The 14,026-nt window shown below is 52.0% G+C and carries 10 protein-coding genes and 1 pseudogene; 2 read left to right on the top strand and 9 right to left on the bottom strand.

The genetic code is table 11. The annotated features are described in order from the left end of the window. Positions 1-35: 35 nt before the first annotated feature. The 8 genes from HH215_RS00650 to HH215_RS00615 form a co-directional block, all read right to left on the bottom strand. Positions 36-794 carry a tRNA threonylcarbamoyladenosine dehydratase gene (locus tag HH215_RS00650; RefSeq protein ID WP_169278137.1) on the bottom strand — a complete coding sequence of 253 codons (759 nt, stop codon included), beginning with the start codon at positions 792-794 and terminating at the stop codon, positions 36-38. A gap of 28 nt (positions 795-822) precedes the next feature. Then, complete coding sequence (gene aspS / locus HH215_RS00645) at positions 823-2,661, bottom strand: aspartate--tRNA ligase (RefSeq protein WP_169278136.1); 1,839 nt, start codon at positions 2,659-2,661, stop codon at positions 823-825. Further along, positions 2,658-3,941 carry a histidine--tRNA ligase gene (gene hisS / locus HH215_RS00640; RefSeq protein WP_169278135.1) on the bottom strand — a complete coding sequence of 428 codons (1,284 nt, stop codon included), beginning with the start codon at positions 3,939-3,941 and terminating at the stop codon, positions 2,658-2,660. The genes aspS and hisS overlap by 4 nt, the downstream gene beginning before the upstream one ends. Before the next feature lie 397 nt (positions 3,942-4,338). After that, on the bottom strand, positions 4,339-5,013 hold the full coding sequence (locus tag HH215_RS00635; protein ID WP_169278134.1) for a transglutaminase domain-containing protein: 675 nt from the start codon (positions 5,011-5,013) through the stop codon (positions 4,339-4,341). 251 nt (positions 5,014-5,264) lie between these two features. Continuing rightward, entirely contained in the window at positions 5,265-5,450 is a 186-nt protein-coding gene (locus HH215_RS00630; RefSeq protein WP_169278133.1) for a hypothetical protein, read from the bottom strand. Positions 5,451-5,529: 79 nt separating this feature from the next. Continuing rightward, positions 5,530-5,976, bottom strand: coding sequence for a D-aminoacyl-tRNA deacylase (gene dtd, locus HH215_RS00625; protein ID WP_169278132.1), 447 nt, complete (start codon positions 5,974-5,976; stop codon positions 5,530-5,532). Between the two features lie 30 nt (positions 5,977-6,006). After that, complete coding sequence (locus HH215_RS00620; protein ID WP_169278131.1) at positions 6,007-8,202, bottom strand: RelA/SpoT family protein; 2,196 nt, start codon at positions 8,200-8,202, stop codon at positions 6,007-6,009. A 413-nt stretch (positions 8,203-8,615) separates the two neighbouring features. Further along, the gene (locus HH215_RS00615) at positions 8,616-9,128 is read right to left on the bottom strand and encodes an adenine phosphoribosyltransferase (RefSeq protein ID WP_169278130.1); all 513 of its coding nucleotides are present in this window, start codon (positions 9,126-9,128) and stop codon (positions 8,616-8,618) included. A 668-nt stretch (positions 9,129-9,796) separates the two neighbouring features. Here HH215_RS00615 and HH215_RS35985 point away from each other — a divergent pair. Further along, positions 9,797-10,093 carry a transposase gene (locus tag HH215_RS35985; RefSeq protein ID WP_169281813.1) on the top strand — a complete coding sequence of 99 codons (297 nt, stop codon included), beginning with the start codon at positions 9,797-9,799 and terminating at the stop codon, positions 10,091-10,093. 8 nt (positions 10,094-10,101) lie between these two features. Then, a pseudogene (locus HH215_RS00610) lies at positions 10,102-10,968 on the top strand (IS3 family transposase); the annotation flags it as partial. Between the two features lie 546 nt (positions 10,969-11,514). On the opposite strand, the gene recJ reads toward HH215_RS00610, so the two are convergent. Next, on the bottom strand, positions 11,515-13,995 hold the full coding sequence (recJ, locus tag HH215_RS00605) for a single-stranded-DNA-specific exonuclease RecJ (protein ID WP_169278129.1): 2,481 nt from the start codon (positions 13,993-13,995) through the stop codon (positions 11,515-11,517). Positions 13,996-14,026 lie beyond the last annotated feature (31 nt).

Genomic DNA, 14,026 nt, shown 5'->3' with positions numbered 1-14,026 from the left:
AAATCGGAACAGCCTTTTTGCCATATAACCAAACTTCACGCGTAAGGTTTATCCACCTTAGCCAGAAGCTCCTTAAACACTACGCTGACCATGATCAACCCGGCCACCGGGGGAACAAAAGCATTACTGGACGGCGGTTGCTGCGCTTTGCGAATTTCCGGCGCCGTCTCGGGAACGATCCGCTGCGTCACGTCTTCCCTCGGCTTAATCGGAAGTTCCGTCGAGAATACGACTTGAACGCCCTTCTTAATGCCTTCGTTGCGCAGCTTCTTGCGGATGACCCGCGCGATCGGATCGACCGTCGTTTTCGAAATATCCGCGACTTGAAACCGCGTAGGGTCGGTTTTATTGGCCGCTCCCATGCTGGAGATGATCGGAATTTTCCGTTCCAGGCACTGTTTAATGAGATGAATCTTGTACGAAATCGTATCCGACGCGTCGATGACGTAATCCAGCGGATACTTGAACAACTCCTCGTACGTCTCCTCCGTATAGAACATCCGCAACGAGACGACGTCGCATTCCGGATTAATAAGCTTAATGCGATCCCTCATCAAATCCGCTTTCGGCTGGCCGACCGTAGTCGTGAGCGCATGGATTTGACGATTGACGTTCGTAATATCTACCACGTCTTTGTCGATCAGCACGATACGGCCGATTCCGGAGCGCGCTAACGCTTCCGCGGCAATCCCGCCGACTCCGCCGATACCTAACACCGCGACCGTACTGCCCTTAAGCAGTTCCAGCCCTTCCGGACCGATCGCCAATTCCGTTCTGGAGAACTGATGCAACATCGGTTCGATCTCCCCTTCTGGATTAACCTTAGCCTTGAACTGCGGGCTCGCTTGCTTCCGCGGAACCTTCCGCGGCGGCAGCACCCTTCGTTTGAGCGGCTATCGCTTTCGCCGACAGACGAACGTGCAGATCGTCCAATTGGCGTTCGGTAACCGGAGACGGAGCGTCGCACAGCAAATCCGTCGCGCTTGCGGTTTTCGGGAACGCGATCGTTTCGCGCAGATTCGTGCGACCTGCCAGCAGCATGATCAAACGATCCAAGCCGAAAGCGATGCCTCCGTGCGGAGGTGTTCCATATTCGAACGCATCGAGGAAGAAGCCGAATTTCTCTTGGGCTTCCTCAGGGGAGAACCCGAGCGCTTGGAACATCTTCTCTTGTACGTCGCGACGGTAAATCCGCATGGAACCGCCGCCGACTTCATAACCGTTAAGCACGATATCGTAGGCTTGCGCGCGAATCGCTCCCGGATCGCTATCGAACAACGGCAAATCCTCGTCGCTCGGACGGGTGAACGGATGGTGCTCCGCCACGAACCGCTTGCCTTCTTCATCCCAACCGAGCAGCGGGAAGTCGATGACCCATAGGAATTTGTAGGCTTTGTTGTCGATTAGACCCAGGTCGCGTCCGACTTTCTGGCGAAGGTTGCCCATCACGTCCGCGGCCGTCTTCAGCTTGTCGGCGGAGAACGTTAATAGATCTCCTTCTTCAACATTCAAGCGTTCCGTCAGAGCCGCGATTTCCTCAGGCTTGAAAAATTTCACGATCGGTCCGCGCCATTCTCCGTCCTTCACGGTAATCCAGGCAATGCCTTTACCGCCGTAGCGAGCCGCGAACGGTTGAAGATCGTCGAGTTCCTTGCGACTCCAGCTAGCGCAACCTTTCGCGTTGAGTGCTTTCACGACGCCGCCGGAAGCCGCTACGGATGCGAACACTTTCACTTCGCTGCCCTTTACGATATCGGTTACGTCTTCGATTTCCAAGCCGAAACGAAGATCCGGTTTGTCCGAACCGTACTTGTGAATCGCGTCATGGTAGGTCAAGCGTTGGAACGGAGTCGGGATTTCCACGCCAACCGTCTCGCGAAACAGACGTGCCATCAACTGTTCCATCATGCCGAGCAATTGATCTTGGGACAAGAAGGATGTCTCAATGTCGATTTGCGTAAACTCCGGTTGACGGTCCGCGCGAAGGTCCTCATCGCGGAAACAACGCGCCACTTGATAATAACGCTCGATTCCGCCGACCATCAGCAATTGCTTGAACAATTGCGGCGATTGCGGAAGCGCGAAAAATTCTCCCGGATGAACGCGGCTCGGTACCAAGTAATCGCGCGCGCCTTCAGGCGTGCTCTTCGTCAAAATCGGAGTTTCCACGTCGATAAAACCATTGTCGTCCAAGAAGTCGCGGAAGATTTTGGTCGCTTTAGAACGAAGCAGCAACGTCTTCTGCATTTCGGGACGGCGCAAATCCAGGTAACGGTACTTCAAGCGAAGAGACTCGTCGACTTCTACGCCGTCTTCAATCGGGAACGGAGGCGTCTTCGCGGCGTTGATGATTTCGACTTCCTGTACTTGAACTTCGATTTCGCCCGTAGCCAGGTTCGGATTAAAGGTTTCAGGGTCGCGTTCGACGATTTTACCTTTAACGGCCAATACGTATTCATTACGCGCGCGGCTGCCTAGATCCAATGCTTGACCGGAAAATTCAGGGTTGAAGACGATCTGAACGATTCCCGAACGGTCGCGGAGGTCGATAAAAAGAATACCTCCGAAGTCGCGCCAGCCTTGCACCCAGCCGTTCAGTACGACGGTTTGGCCGACATTTTCCTTTGATAACTTACCGCAATCGATATTTTTGAGCATCATGAGTTTTCGTTCCCCTTTTCGTCTGTAGAAATGATCGTTTTAATCGCTTGCGCCAGCTCGCTTAATTTCACGGCCCGTTGCTCGCCGCCCGTCACGGGTCTTAACGAAATTTCCCCGCGATCAAGCTCGTCGTCGCCGAGCACTGCCGCGATCCGGGCTCCGCTTCGCTCGGCCGCTTTGAATTGCGCCTTCGTCTTGCGGCCGAGATAATCGCGTTCGACCGCAATTCCCGCCGTACGCAGTTGTTGGAGCAATGCGGGCAAGGCTTTCTCCGCGCGTTCGCCTAAAGCAACAATATAGACGTCCGCTCCATTGCCAAGATCGGGTTTGATTCCTTGGCTTTCCAATAGGAGCAGCGTTCTCTCCAGGCCGAGCCCTAATCCGACGCCCGGCTTATCGTCTCCTCCGACCTCGGCCACGAGCCCGTTATATCTCCCGCCGCCGCCGATCGTATCGATGGCGCCGATGCCTTGGGCTTTGTACTCGAATGCCGTGTGCGTGTAGTAGTCGAGTCCGCGTACCAGACGCGAGTTTAGGTTGTACGGAATCCCCATCTCGTCCAAGCATTCGCGTACCCGAGCGAAATGCGCCTCGCACTCTTCGTCAAGGCTGTCCAGAATCGAAGGAGCGTCCGCGAATTTGTCCTGATCGACTTTGCAGTCGAGCACGCGCAGCGGATTGCGTTCCATTCGCGACTGGCAATCTTTGCATAGATCCGCTTTAATAGGCGTCAGGAAGGCCAGAAGCTTCTCCCGAAAATCGGCTCTGACCGCCGGCGTTCCGACGGAGTTCAAATCCACCGTGACGCCATTGAGGCCTAATTCCCGATAGAAGGTGTATCCCAACGCGATAACTTCGGCATCCAAAGCCGGATCGGACGAACCGATCGCCTCGACTCCGAATTGGTGAAATTGGCGATACCTTCCCGCCTGCGCGCGTTCATACCGGAACATCGGACCGATATAATACAGCTTGGAGACGTCTGGCTCGCCGAACAGCTTATTCTCCACGTAAGACCTAACGACGCCTGCGGTTCCTTCCGGACGAAGCGTCATACTGCGATTGCCTCTATCCTCGAACGTGTACATTTCCTTCTCCACGATATCCGTCGTTTCCCCTACGCCGCGCTTGAACAGCTCGGTCGCTTCGAATACCGGCGTACGGATTTCTCCGAAACGATAACGCCGGCAGATGTCGCGGGCCGTGTTCTCCACGTACTGCCACAACTCGGAATTGCCAGGCAAAATATCCTGCGTACCGGGCGGTTTTTGAAAACCCATTCCATTCACTCCCTTTTCAGACCATTAAAAAAGCCCCCGTCCCCAGACGATCTCAATAGCTAAGATCGTCAGGGACGAGAGCGTGTTCTGTTATGCTCCCGCGGTGCCACCCGTCATTCAAGCGTCGTCGCGTTTCCTCGAGGAGGAATCTACGGTTCCGCTTGCTCTTCATCCGGTTAACGCCCGGTTACGCCGCAATGCTACTCGAACGTCGGCACGCGTTGCGCCGAATCTTTCGCATCGGGTTCTCGAGGATGTCTTTCGTCCGATCATCGCCGGAAAGCTTGCAGCCAAGTGGCTTTCCTCTCTGGGGGCGTGGAGCCGGAGTACTGTTTCCTGTCATCGAATCAAGGCAAATTTCAATTGTTACTAATTGTAGTATGTTGCCGAGTACATGTCAAGGCGTTGATTTCCGCGTTAATTGCCGTGTTGCAACCTTTGCTCTCTCCGCCGCCGCTGCCGCTTCTTCTTCCTCAAACTCGAACGGACTTTTATCCGGATTTCGCTCTCTGTCCATCCGGTTCATATAGTCGTATTTTTGCGAAATCGCCCGTTCATCCCCGCCGGAATAACTCAAGAAATCATTTGCGTCTTGATACGTAAAGTTAAAAGTGGAACTGTATAGCGATGATGATCCCTTTTCCGCTTTTTTCGTCGCTTCGATCTGGTACCATTCGCCGTCGACTTGAACGGAAACCCATTTATGAGGTTCTCCGCTCAAACTTCCGATCGGAGTTTCGCTCTTCAACCCGACAAGCGTGAACAACAGTTGATACGCATCGGACCAACCTTCGCATACGGCCAAAGCGTCCACGAGGGCTCCGTAAACGTTATAAGCTTCCGGATTTGCCGGAGGATCTTCCGGAACTACCGGACGTCCGGTATGCAGCGCGTAGGAGCTGTAATCATAGGCCCCGTAAGTCGCAAGATAATCGTAAATGGCTAATTCCTTATCGAATTCGCCCATTTCCGGACGAATAATACTCTTAAGGATGCTTTGGGCTTTCGCGAGCACTTTTTTTTCGTCCCCGTCCAGCAAGCTCTTCACCGTATCCGGATACTTATCGGCCACCCAAAGAACGAGTGAACATCCCCGACAAGAAAATAACCTGCCAAGATCGGCAGGTTCAATGTTTTTTATATTGAAAAAGGGGGTCGTCTATAGATTAGTCTATTTTCTTTAAGCGGGGATGAAAAAAAGATTACAGTTACGTTACAAAAAAGTAAGCGCTATCTACCGGCCGGCCGGAATAGTGAAAAAATAGATTCCCTCCTGCCGCCAATGCTCGTTAGGCAGGAAGGGATCTATTTATTTTTCCGGGACTAGCCTCTTCCGCCCGGCGGATGGCGCCTACCGTGCGCGGCACCAGCGGGGGAATTTCCCGATCCGAGTTCGTTTCCGAATTCTTCGCGAATCTGGCTCGACATCGTCATCGCTTCCCGGCGTTCCGGGACGAGGCCTTCCCGCATCATCCATTCCAAATTCGCTTCTTTGCGCGATTGTCTCATGTCTGCTTCCTCTCCTATTCAAGAAGGGTTTGACATGTATTATTTCCTCATCGCGCCTATTTCAATCTAATTAAAGTTTTCAGCTATTACGACTATCCAGAATTAACGTAACCGGACCGTCGTTAACGAGCGAAACGTCCATCATCGCTCCGAACGTCCCGGTTTCGACTTGAAGACCTTTAGCGCGAAGCCGTTCGTTGAACTGTTCGTACGACGCTTGCGCGATCTCCGGTTTGGCGGCTGCCATGAAATTCGGGCGTTTCCCTTTCCGGCAATCCCCGTAGAGCGTGAATTGGGACACCGATAGAATCGCTCCCTTAACGTCCTCTATAGACAAGTTCATTTTACCGGCATCGTCTTCGAATATCCGCAACCCTGCCAGCTTGTCCGCCATCCAAACCAAATCCTGTTCCGTATCCTCTTGACCGATGCCGACAAGCAGCATCAATCCTGCTCCGATTTTGCCGACAACCTCATTTTCGACCGTAACTTTCGCTTCCGATACCCTTTGCAAAACGACTTTCATTCCTGCTACCTCCGATCTTGCCGTCTACTTCTATTGCATCATCCGTTGCACGGAAAAGATGTCTTTGACTCGTTTGATTTTATCTACGACCGACTGAAGATGATCCTTGTTCCGAATCAGAATCGTCATGTGCATAATCGCCATTTTGTTCTTATCCGACCGGCCGGAAACGGCGGAAATATTCGTCTTGCTCTCCGAAACGGCTTGCAATACCTCGTTCAACAAACCTCTCCGGTCATGGCCGAGGATCTCGATCTCGACGCTGTAATTCGACTCCACCGCGTTTTCCCAATCGACTTCGATCACGCGCGCAGCCTCTTCTTCCCCGTCTTCTCCCGTCGGGATATTCGGACAATCCGTGCGATGGACCGACACTCCGCGCCCGCGCGTAATGTAGCCGATGATATCGTCCCCGGGTACCGGGTTGCAACAACGGGCGAACCGGACGAGCAAATTGTCTACCCCTTTAACGCTAACCCCATGGGTTGGACGCCGCTTCTCGGTAACCGACGCGGGAGCCTTCATTTCCTTGATTTCCGTCGTCAGTTGGATTTGCTGCGCTTCTTCCGCTTCCTTGCGCAGCTTCTCGGTCAGCTTCGTGCAGATTTGGGCTGCCGTAATTCCGCCGAATCCGATTGCCGACATCATATCTTCCACGTCGTTAAAAGTAAATTTCTTAGCCGCTTCCTGCAGCTTATCTTCTGACATCCACTCATAAGGCTCAAGACCGAGTCTCTTCAACTCTCGCTCTAGCAATTCGCGCCCTTTGTCAACGCTCTCTTCCCGCTGTTCCTTCTTGAACCATTGGCGAATCTTGCTACGAGCATGCGATGACTGCGCGATCTTAAGCCAATCCTGGCTCGGTCCGTAGGAATGCTTAGAGGTGAGAATCTCGACGATATCCCCCGTCTTAAGCTTATGGTCAAGCGGAACGATCCGCCCGTTCACCTTCGCGCCTATGGTGCGATTGCCGACCTCGGTGTGAACGCGGTAAGCAAAATCCAGAGGAACGGAACCGGCAGGCAGCTCGAAAACTTCGCCTTTTGGCGTAAATACGAAAACAAGATCGGTAAAGAAGTCCATTTTTAAAGATTCCATGAACTCCGCCGCATCTCGCGTTTCTTGCTGCAGTTCGATAATCTCGCGGAACCAATTCATCTTGTCGCCGAAGCTACCCGGCGCTACGCCGGCCGAATTACCGTCCTTGTACGCCCAGTGGGCCGCGATTCCGATCTCGCTCGTTCGGTGCATATCCCAAGTCCGAATTTGCACTTCCGTCGGCTCGCCCGTCGATCCGACGATCGTCGTATGAAGCGATTGATACATGTTCGCTTTAGGCATCGCGATATAATCTTTAAAACGGCCCGGCATCGGCTTCCATAAAGTATGGATGATCCCGAGCGTCGCGTAACAATCCTTCACGTTATCGACCAATATTCGTATGGCGAGCAGATCGTAAATTTCGTTAAATTGCTTATTGCGCGTAGACATTTTCTTATACACGCTGTAAATATGTTTAGGGCGGCCGGAAATATCGCCTTGAATGCCCATCTCGTCCAGCTTCTCACGGATTCGATCGATTAGCTCCGTAATATGCTGCTCGCGTTCCGTCCGTTTCATTTTCATCAAGTGGGCGATGCGATAGTATTGCTGCGGGTTAAGAAACCGAAGCGCGATATCCTCCATCTCCCACTTGATCGCGCTAATCCCCAACCGGTGGGCGATCGGGCAGAAAATTTCCAACGTTTCGTGCGCGATGCGGCGCTGACTTTCTTCCGATTGGAATTTAAGAGTGCGCATATTATGCAAACGGTCGGCGAGTTTAATAAGAATTACTCGAATATCGTTGGCCATCGCTACGAACATTTTGCGATAGTTCTCGTTCTGCTGCTCTTCCTTAGACTGAAATTGAATTCGTTCCAGTTTGGTCAACCCGTCGACGAGTCCCGCTAAAGTTTCTCCGAATCGCGTGCGCAAGTCGTCCAACGTCACGTTCGTATCTTCGACCACGTCATGAAGCAGGGCTGCCATAACCGTAATGACATCCATCTGCATGCCCATGCAAATCTCGGCAACCGCCACGGGGTGCAGAATATAAGGTTCGCCGGATTTACGGACTTGTCCGCGATGCGCTTCCTCGGCGAATTCGTAAGCATCTCGGATTTTCTGTAAATCCTGCTCTTTCATATACGTGTTTGCTTTCTCGAGAAGCAGCTCCATGCCCATGCTAGATTCCTTTCCACCGGCGCCGGACGCCGGGAGTTTCCCCTGAAGTTATTGCTACCATTATGCCTCTTAGCGACGTAAAACGTCAACCATAGTGCCGGAGTCCCAAAACTCGGAGAAAGATTTGCAACAACAACCGTCGCGAATCGGTTCTTTGGCCCGATGATCCAAAATATGATAAAGCCCGTTAAAACGCAACTGTTCGGACCATTCGTCGTTTGAAAGAAAGGGAGAATTAGTCGGATTTTCCGCGTATCCACTAAGTACGAACTAATCGAGGGATCGTTAGACGGATTTTCCGCGTAACTCCTCAGTTACCGTTTTAACTACGATCAGAAATCCAGTCTTAAAAAAGACACTCCCGCAGTCGTCAGACTACGAGAATGTCCCAGATCGGTCATATGCAGCTTTAATTAGTAAGTCATGAGGGAAACGACATCGATGCCTTGCAACTTGTCGCGGCCGCTGAGATAGCCAAGTTCGATCAAGAAAGCCGCGCCGACGATATCTCCGCCCAACTGAGTAATTAAGTCAATAGAGGTAGCAATCGTGCCGCCGGTAGCGAGCAAATCGTCCGCTATCAGTATTTTCTGGCCCGGTTGGATCGAGTCGCTATGAATGGCTAGACGGTCTTTGCCGTATTCCAAATCATAGGCGGCTTCTACCGTACTTCCCGGCAGCTTGCCGCTCTTGCGAATCGGAACGAATCCTACGCCGAGCGCGATCGCCAGCGGAGCCCCAATGACGAAACCGCGAGCTTCAGGCCCCGCGATCAGATCGATTTCTTTCTCTTTCACGAGCTCTTTCAACGAATCGATGGCGGCGCGATAAGCCGGACCGTCTTTCAGCAGCGTCGTAATATCTTTGAACCGAATGCCCGGTTGCGGAAAATCGGGAATAACCCGGATGTAATCTTTAAAATTCACGAGGACCATGCTCCTTTGGTTGAATGGAACGACTGCTTCATTACTTTATTACGAACAGCATTATACACTTTATCGAGGTACTTTGGCTAGAGCTCGAAGGTACGAGCGCGTAGGTACGAGGGCGGAGCACAAAGTAACCCAAAGCAACCTGCGCTTGCGAATTTGCCCCTTTACTTACGATTTAAGGCGGCGTAGCCGCTCTATTCCCTCCAAAGGAGCCTCTTTTCTCGATTTAAGGCGGCGTAGCCGCTCTATTCCCTCCAAAGGTGCCGCTTTTCTCGATTTAAGGCGGCGTAGCCGCGCTATTCCCTCCAAAAGTGCCTCTTTTCTCGATTTAAGGCGGCGTAGCCGCTCTATTCCTCCAAATGTTCCTCTTTTCTCGATTTAAGGCGGCGTAGCCGCTCTATTCCCTCCAAAGGTGCCACTTTTCTCGATTTAAAGCGGCGTAGCCGCTCTAAATCCACTCTGCAACCCGCTGCCAGCGGTCTAATTGGTCCGGTTTCGAGAAAATGTGTGCTGCAAGGCTACGAGCGGTCTAATTAGTCTGTTTTCAAGAAAATGTGTGCTGCAACCCGCTGCGAGCAGACTAATTGCAGCTAGAATAGAAAGTGGACACCTCATAAGAACTAACAGATAATAAAAAACAATAAGAAGATGAGGTGTCCGGTATGGGTGAGAAGAGACAGCATTACAGTGAAGAGTTTAAAGAACAGACTGTTAAATACATTCAGGAACAGACAAAGACATTGCCCCAGATCGGAGAAGATTTAAACATCCCAAGTGGTACGTTAAAACAGTGGATGACCAAGTACCGCAAGTTTGAGAATGAACCGCTTGTAGATCGTGCGACCCTTCACCAGAAAGATAAGCAACTGATGGAGCAAGAACGCACGATTGAGGATCTCAAGGAAGAAATCGCTATCCTAAAAAAGGCCATGCACATCTTCAGCAAAGAAAGGAACTAAGGTTCCAGTTCATCGAAGATCATCGCTCCGAGTTTCGAATGGAGAAGATGTGCACAGTTCTATGTGTATCACGGAGCGGTTACTATAAATGGCTCTTGGAGAAGACCGTCCAGAACAGTTATCAGAAGCGTCGCAGAGCGCTATTGGCGCGAATCACCTGGCTTTTCCTAGACGCTCACAACAGGTATGGTAGCCCTAAAATCACAAAACTTCTACGAAAAGAAGGTTGGACAGTTTCTGAACGTTTAGTAGGGAAAATCATGCATGAGAATGGTTTACGTTCTTGTGTATCTAAGAAATTCCGAGTGACCACCACTGACTCGAATCACGATCAACCTATAGCACCAAACGTGCTGAATCAGAATTTTAAGACGACTGCACCTAACAAGATTTGGGTAACCGATATTACCTATATACCGTGCCGTGAAGGCCGTTTGTACCTCGCCAGCGTTCTGGATTTATATACCCGTAAGATTGTGGGCTGGAAGCTCGCAGACCGAATGACAACCGATTTAGTGCTTGCAGCGCTTGATCAGGCATACAGTACGCACAAACCTCCCAAAGGGCTTATACACCACTCTGATCGGGGTTCGCAGTATGCATCAGATGAATACCGTGAAAGGTTAAAGCAATATGGCATGGAAGCAAGCATGAGCCGCAAAGGTAACTGCTACGACAACGCCTGTATCGAATCGTTCCACAGCGTGCTGAAGAAGGAGTTTATTTACTGTACGAAATTTCAAACGAAGGCGCAGGCGCAACAAGAGATGTTTGTATATATTGAGCTCTTCTACAACCGTAAGAGAATACATGGTTCGCTAGGTTACTTATCACCTTCGCAATTCGAAGCCCAGTACTATACCAGTATTAAATAAACGCTCTTATAGCGTGTCCACTTTCTTGACAGAGGTCCAAATTGGTCCGGTTTCGAGAAAATGAGTGCTGCAAACCGCTTCGAGCGGTCTAATTGGTCCGGGTTCGAGAAAATGTGTGCTGCAACCCGCTGCCAGCGGTCTAATTGGTCCGGTTTCGAGAGAATGTGTGCTGCAAGCCGCAACGAGCAGTCTAATTAGTCTGTTTTCAAGAAAATGTGTGCTGCAAGCCGCTTCGAGCAGTCTAATTGGTCCGGTTTCGAGAAAATGTGTGCTGCAAGCCGCTACAAGCGGTCTAATTAGTCTGTTTTCGAGAAAATGTGTGCTTCAAGCCGTTGCCAGCGGTCTAATTGGTCCGGTTTCGAGAAAATGTGTGCTGCAACCCGCTTCGAGCGGTCTAATTGGCCCGTTTCGAGAGAACATGTGCTGCAACCCGCTTCGAGCGGTCTAATTAGTCTGTTTTCAAGAAAATGTGTGCTGCAAGCCGCTTCGAGCGCTAATTGGTCCGTCTTAAAGCGGCATAGCCGCGCTCGATTTCCTCCCGGTGCCTTATACCGCGCCAGACGAAGTCGTATGGCACGCCGTGAACCACTTCCGAAGCTCCTCCGTGGTCAGTTCAACTAATCTCGTGCCCACGGCTAGTTCGGTTGCTTTCCGGTAACGCGGAGAATCTTCCAATTCCCGGCGAGGCGGATTCGGCACGATCTTCCTCGACGAACCGTCCGCCGCGATGAAACCAAGCTCGATGAATACCTCGTGTATCATCCGAATCGTAGATAGCGTATGCCCGGTTTTCAATGCCGTATCCTGAAGAAATCCGTCCGGACTATCCAACCAGGAGCCTTTGTTGCGGCACAGGGAGTAGACTTCGCCGAACTGCTTGCGGTCGGGAATCTGAGCTGCTCTGCTGGCCCGCTCCATACGCGGATCGGCGTACACCGTCACGCTTTCAAGCCCTTGCTCGGGTGAAAGCCAGCGCTTCAGCGTTCGGATCTCCATCTCGCTTGCAGGTAACCCCAATAAAAGTAAATGACGCCATTGCTCATTGCTCTGGAAGTTCTGCCCGTCTTCATCCCCGAAGGATGCAGCGAGGACGGAGTTGGTTGCGGAGACGGAAGCCGCGGTTTCAGCAACGGCCCCTAAATCGATGCCACCCTCATGATAGAGACAGATAGCAATACCGGAATGGCCGAACCGGGTAACGGCTTCTTTGTATAATATCGCCGTGGCACATCCGATTGCCATGCGAGAAGGATCGCTTAAGATGGCATTCTCCACTTCCGTCCAGAAATCCCGTTCCTTTCGTCTATCCTTCAACAATAATTGCCGTGACCGAAAATCTTGCAGCATCGCTTGCACTTTCCGGTTTCCGTTCCATTCATTCACCGATAACTCGCCAAGAAAGTCTATTTGGACTCCGGGCAGAAGACGACTCCGTTGGTTCCCCATCCCGAACGCGACCATTTCAAGCGATTGTCCGGACTGCTCGACGGTTAAACGCAAATGCTTATCTTCTTTGCCCATCGTGCGGCTTTCCCGGATCGTGACGTCCTTGATCATAACGCGCGGCGTCGGATTCCCGTTGCCGAACGGCTCCAAGTCGGCCAACTGATCCACCGATTTAAGCGATACTTCGGACAGAGGGATTACGAGATCGACCCGTCTCTTCGGCTGCCAATCTTCCGCGCTGAGCCGTTCCCCGGCCAAGACATGCAGCCTTTCCGCCAATTCGCTAACGTTATCGCGGGAAAGGGTCATCCCGGCGGCAGCTTGATGACCGCCGTAATGCTCCATTAAATCCGCGCAATCCGTGAGAGCCTCGTAGAGATCGAAACCTTCTATTGATCGCGCGGAGCCTTTGCACAGACCAGTCTCCGCATCCGTTGCCAGTATGATGGCTGGGCGGTAATAGCGTTCCACAAGCTTGGAAGCGACTAAACCCGCAATCCCCGCATTCCAGCCTTCCTTAGCTAGAACGATTACGTTTCTTCGCTTGCCTTCGTCCGCGGCGCACTGACGTTGCCACATCTCGTCCGCTTCGATCACCGTTTGCTCGACCAGCGCTTGACGTTCCAAGTTTAACCGGTCGAGATCCTCCGCGAACCGCTCCGCTTCCTCGTCATGGACTGCCGCGAGCAGCTTAACCGCGGTGTCCGCATGCTCTAGCCGTCCCCCCGCATTCAGTCGCGGGGCAAGGGAAAATCCGATCCTTCCGCTGGTCAGATCCTCTGCCTTTAATCCCGCGACCTTACAGAGCGCACGGATGCCCGCAATCGGATTACGCCGCATCTGTGCTAAACCGAGACGCGCGATAATGCGATTTTCGCCGGAAAGAGGCATCAGATCCGCGATCGTGCCAATAGCCGCTAAATCCGCGTATTCGATTACGGGGCGCCCTAACATCGCGTGGGCGAGTTTGAATACGACACCGGCTCCGCATAATCCTTTGAATGGATAAGGACAATCCTTCTGCTTCGGATTAACAAGAGCGATCGCCTCCGGCAAAATCTCGGGAGGTTCGTGATGATCGGTGACGATCACGTCGATGCCGCGTTGCATAGCGTAGGCAATTTGTTCCACCGCGCTAATTCCGTTATCTACCGTTATCAGCAACCGAACTCCGGCTTCAACGGCTAAGTCTATCGCGTTTATATTAAGTCCATAGCCCTCGCGGCTTCTGTGAGGAATATATGTATCGAAGTTAGCGCCCAACTCGTTTAACAAACGTATCATGAGAGCGGTCGAAGTTACGCCATCCGCATCGTAGTCGCCGTAAACGCGAATTCGCTCCCCTTCTCTCACAGCCAGCGAGATCCGCTCAACGGCCGTGCTCATTCCTTTCATCGCGAATGGATCAAGCAACTGGTCGATAGCCGGATGAAGAAATGCGGAAGTCGCCTCCGATGGAGTCCACCCCCTACTGGCCAATACGCCGGCAACAAGCCGGCTCACTTTGAATTCGGCGGCAAGCCCAGAGACGGTCCCCTCGTCATAGGACGGAATGTCCCATCTGTATTTGGAATGTATCACATTCGTTGCCTCCTTTCTTCATTTCATCATT

The organism is Cohnella herbarum, assembly GCF_012849095.1.
GTDB lineage: Bacteria > Bacillota > Bacilli > Paenibacillales > Paenibacillaceae > Cohnella > Cohnella herbarum.
Note: the sequence above shows the minus strand (reverse complement) of the source record. Positions and strands in the feature narration are given on the sequence as shown.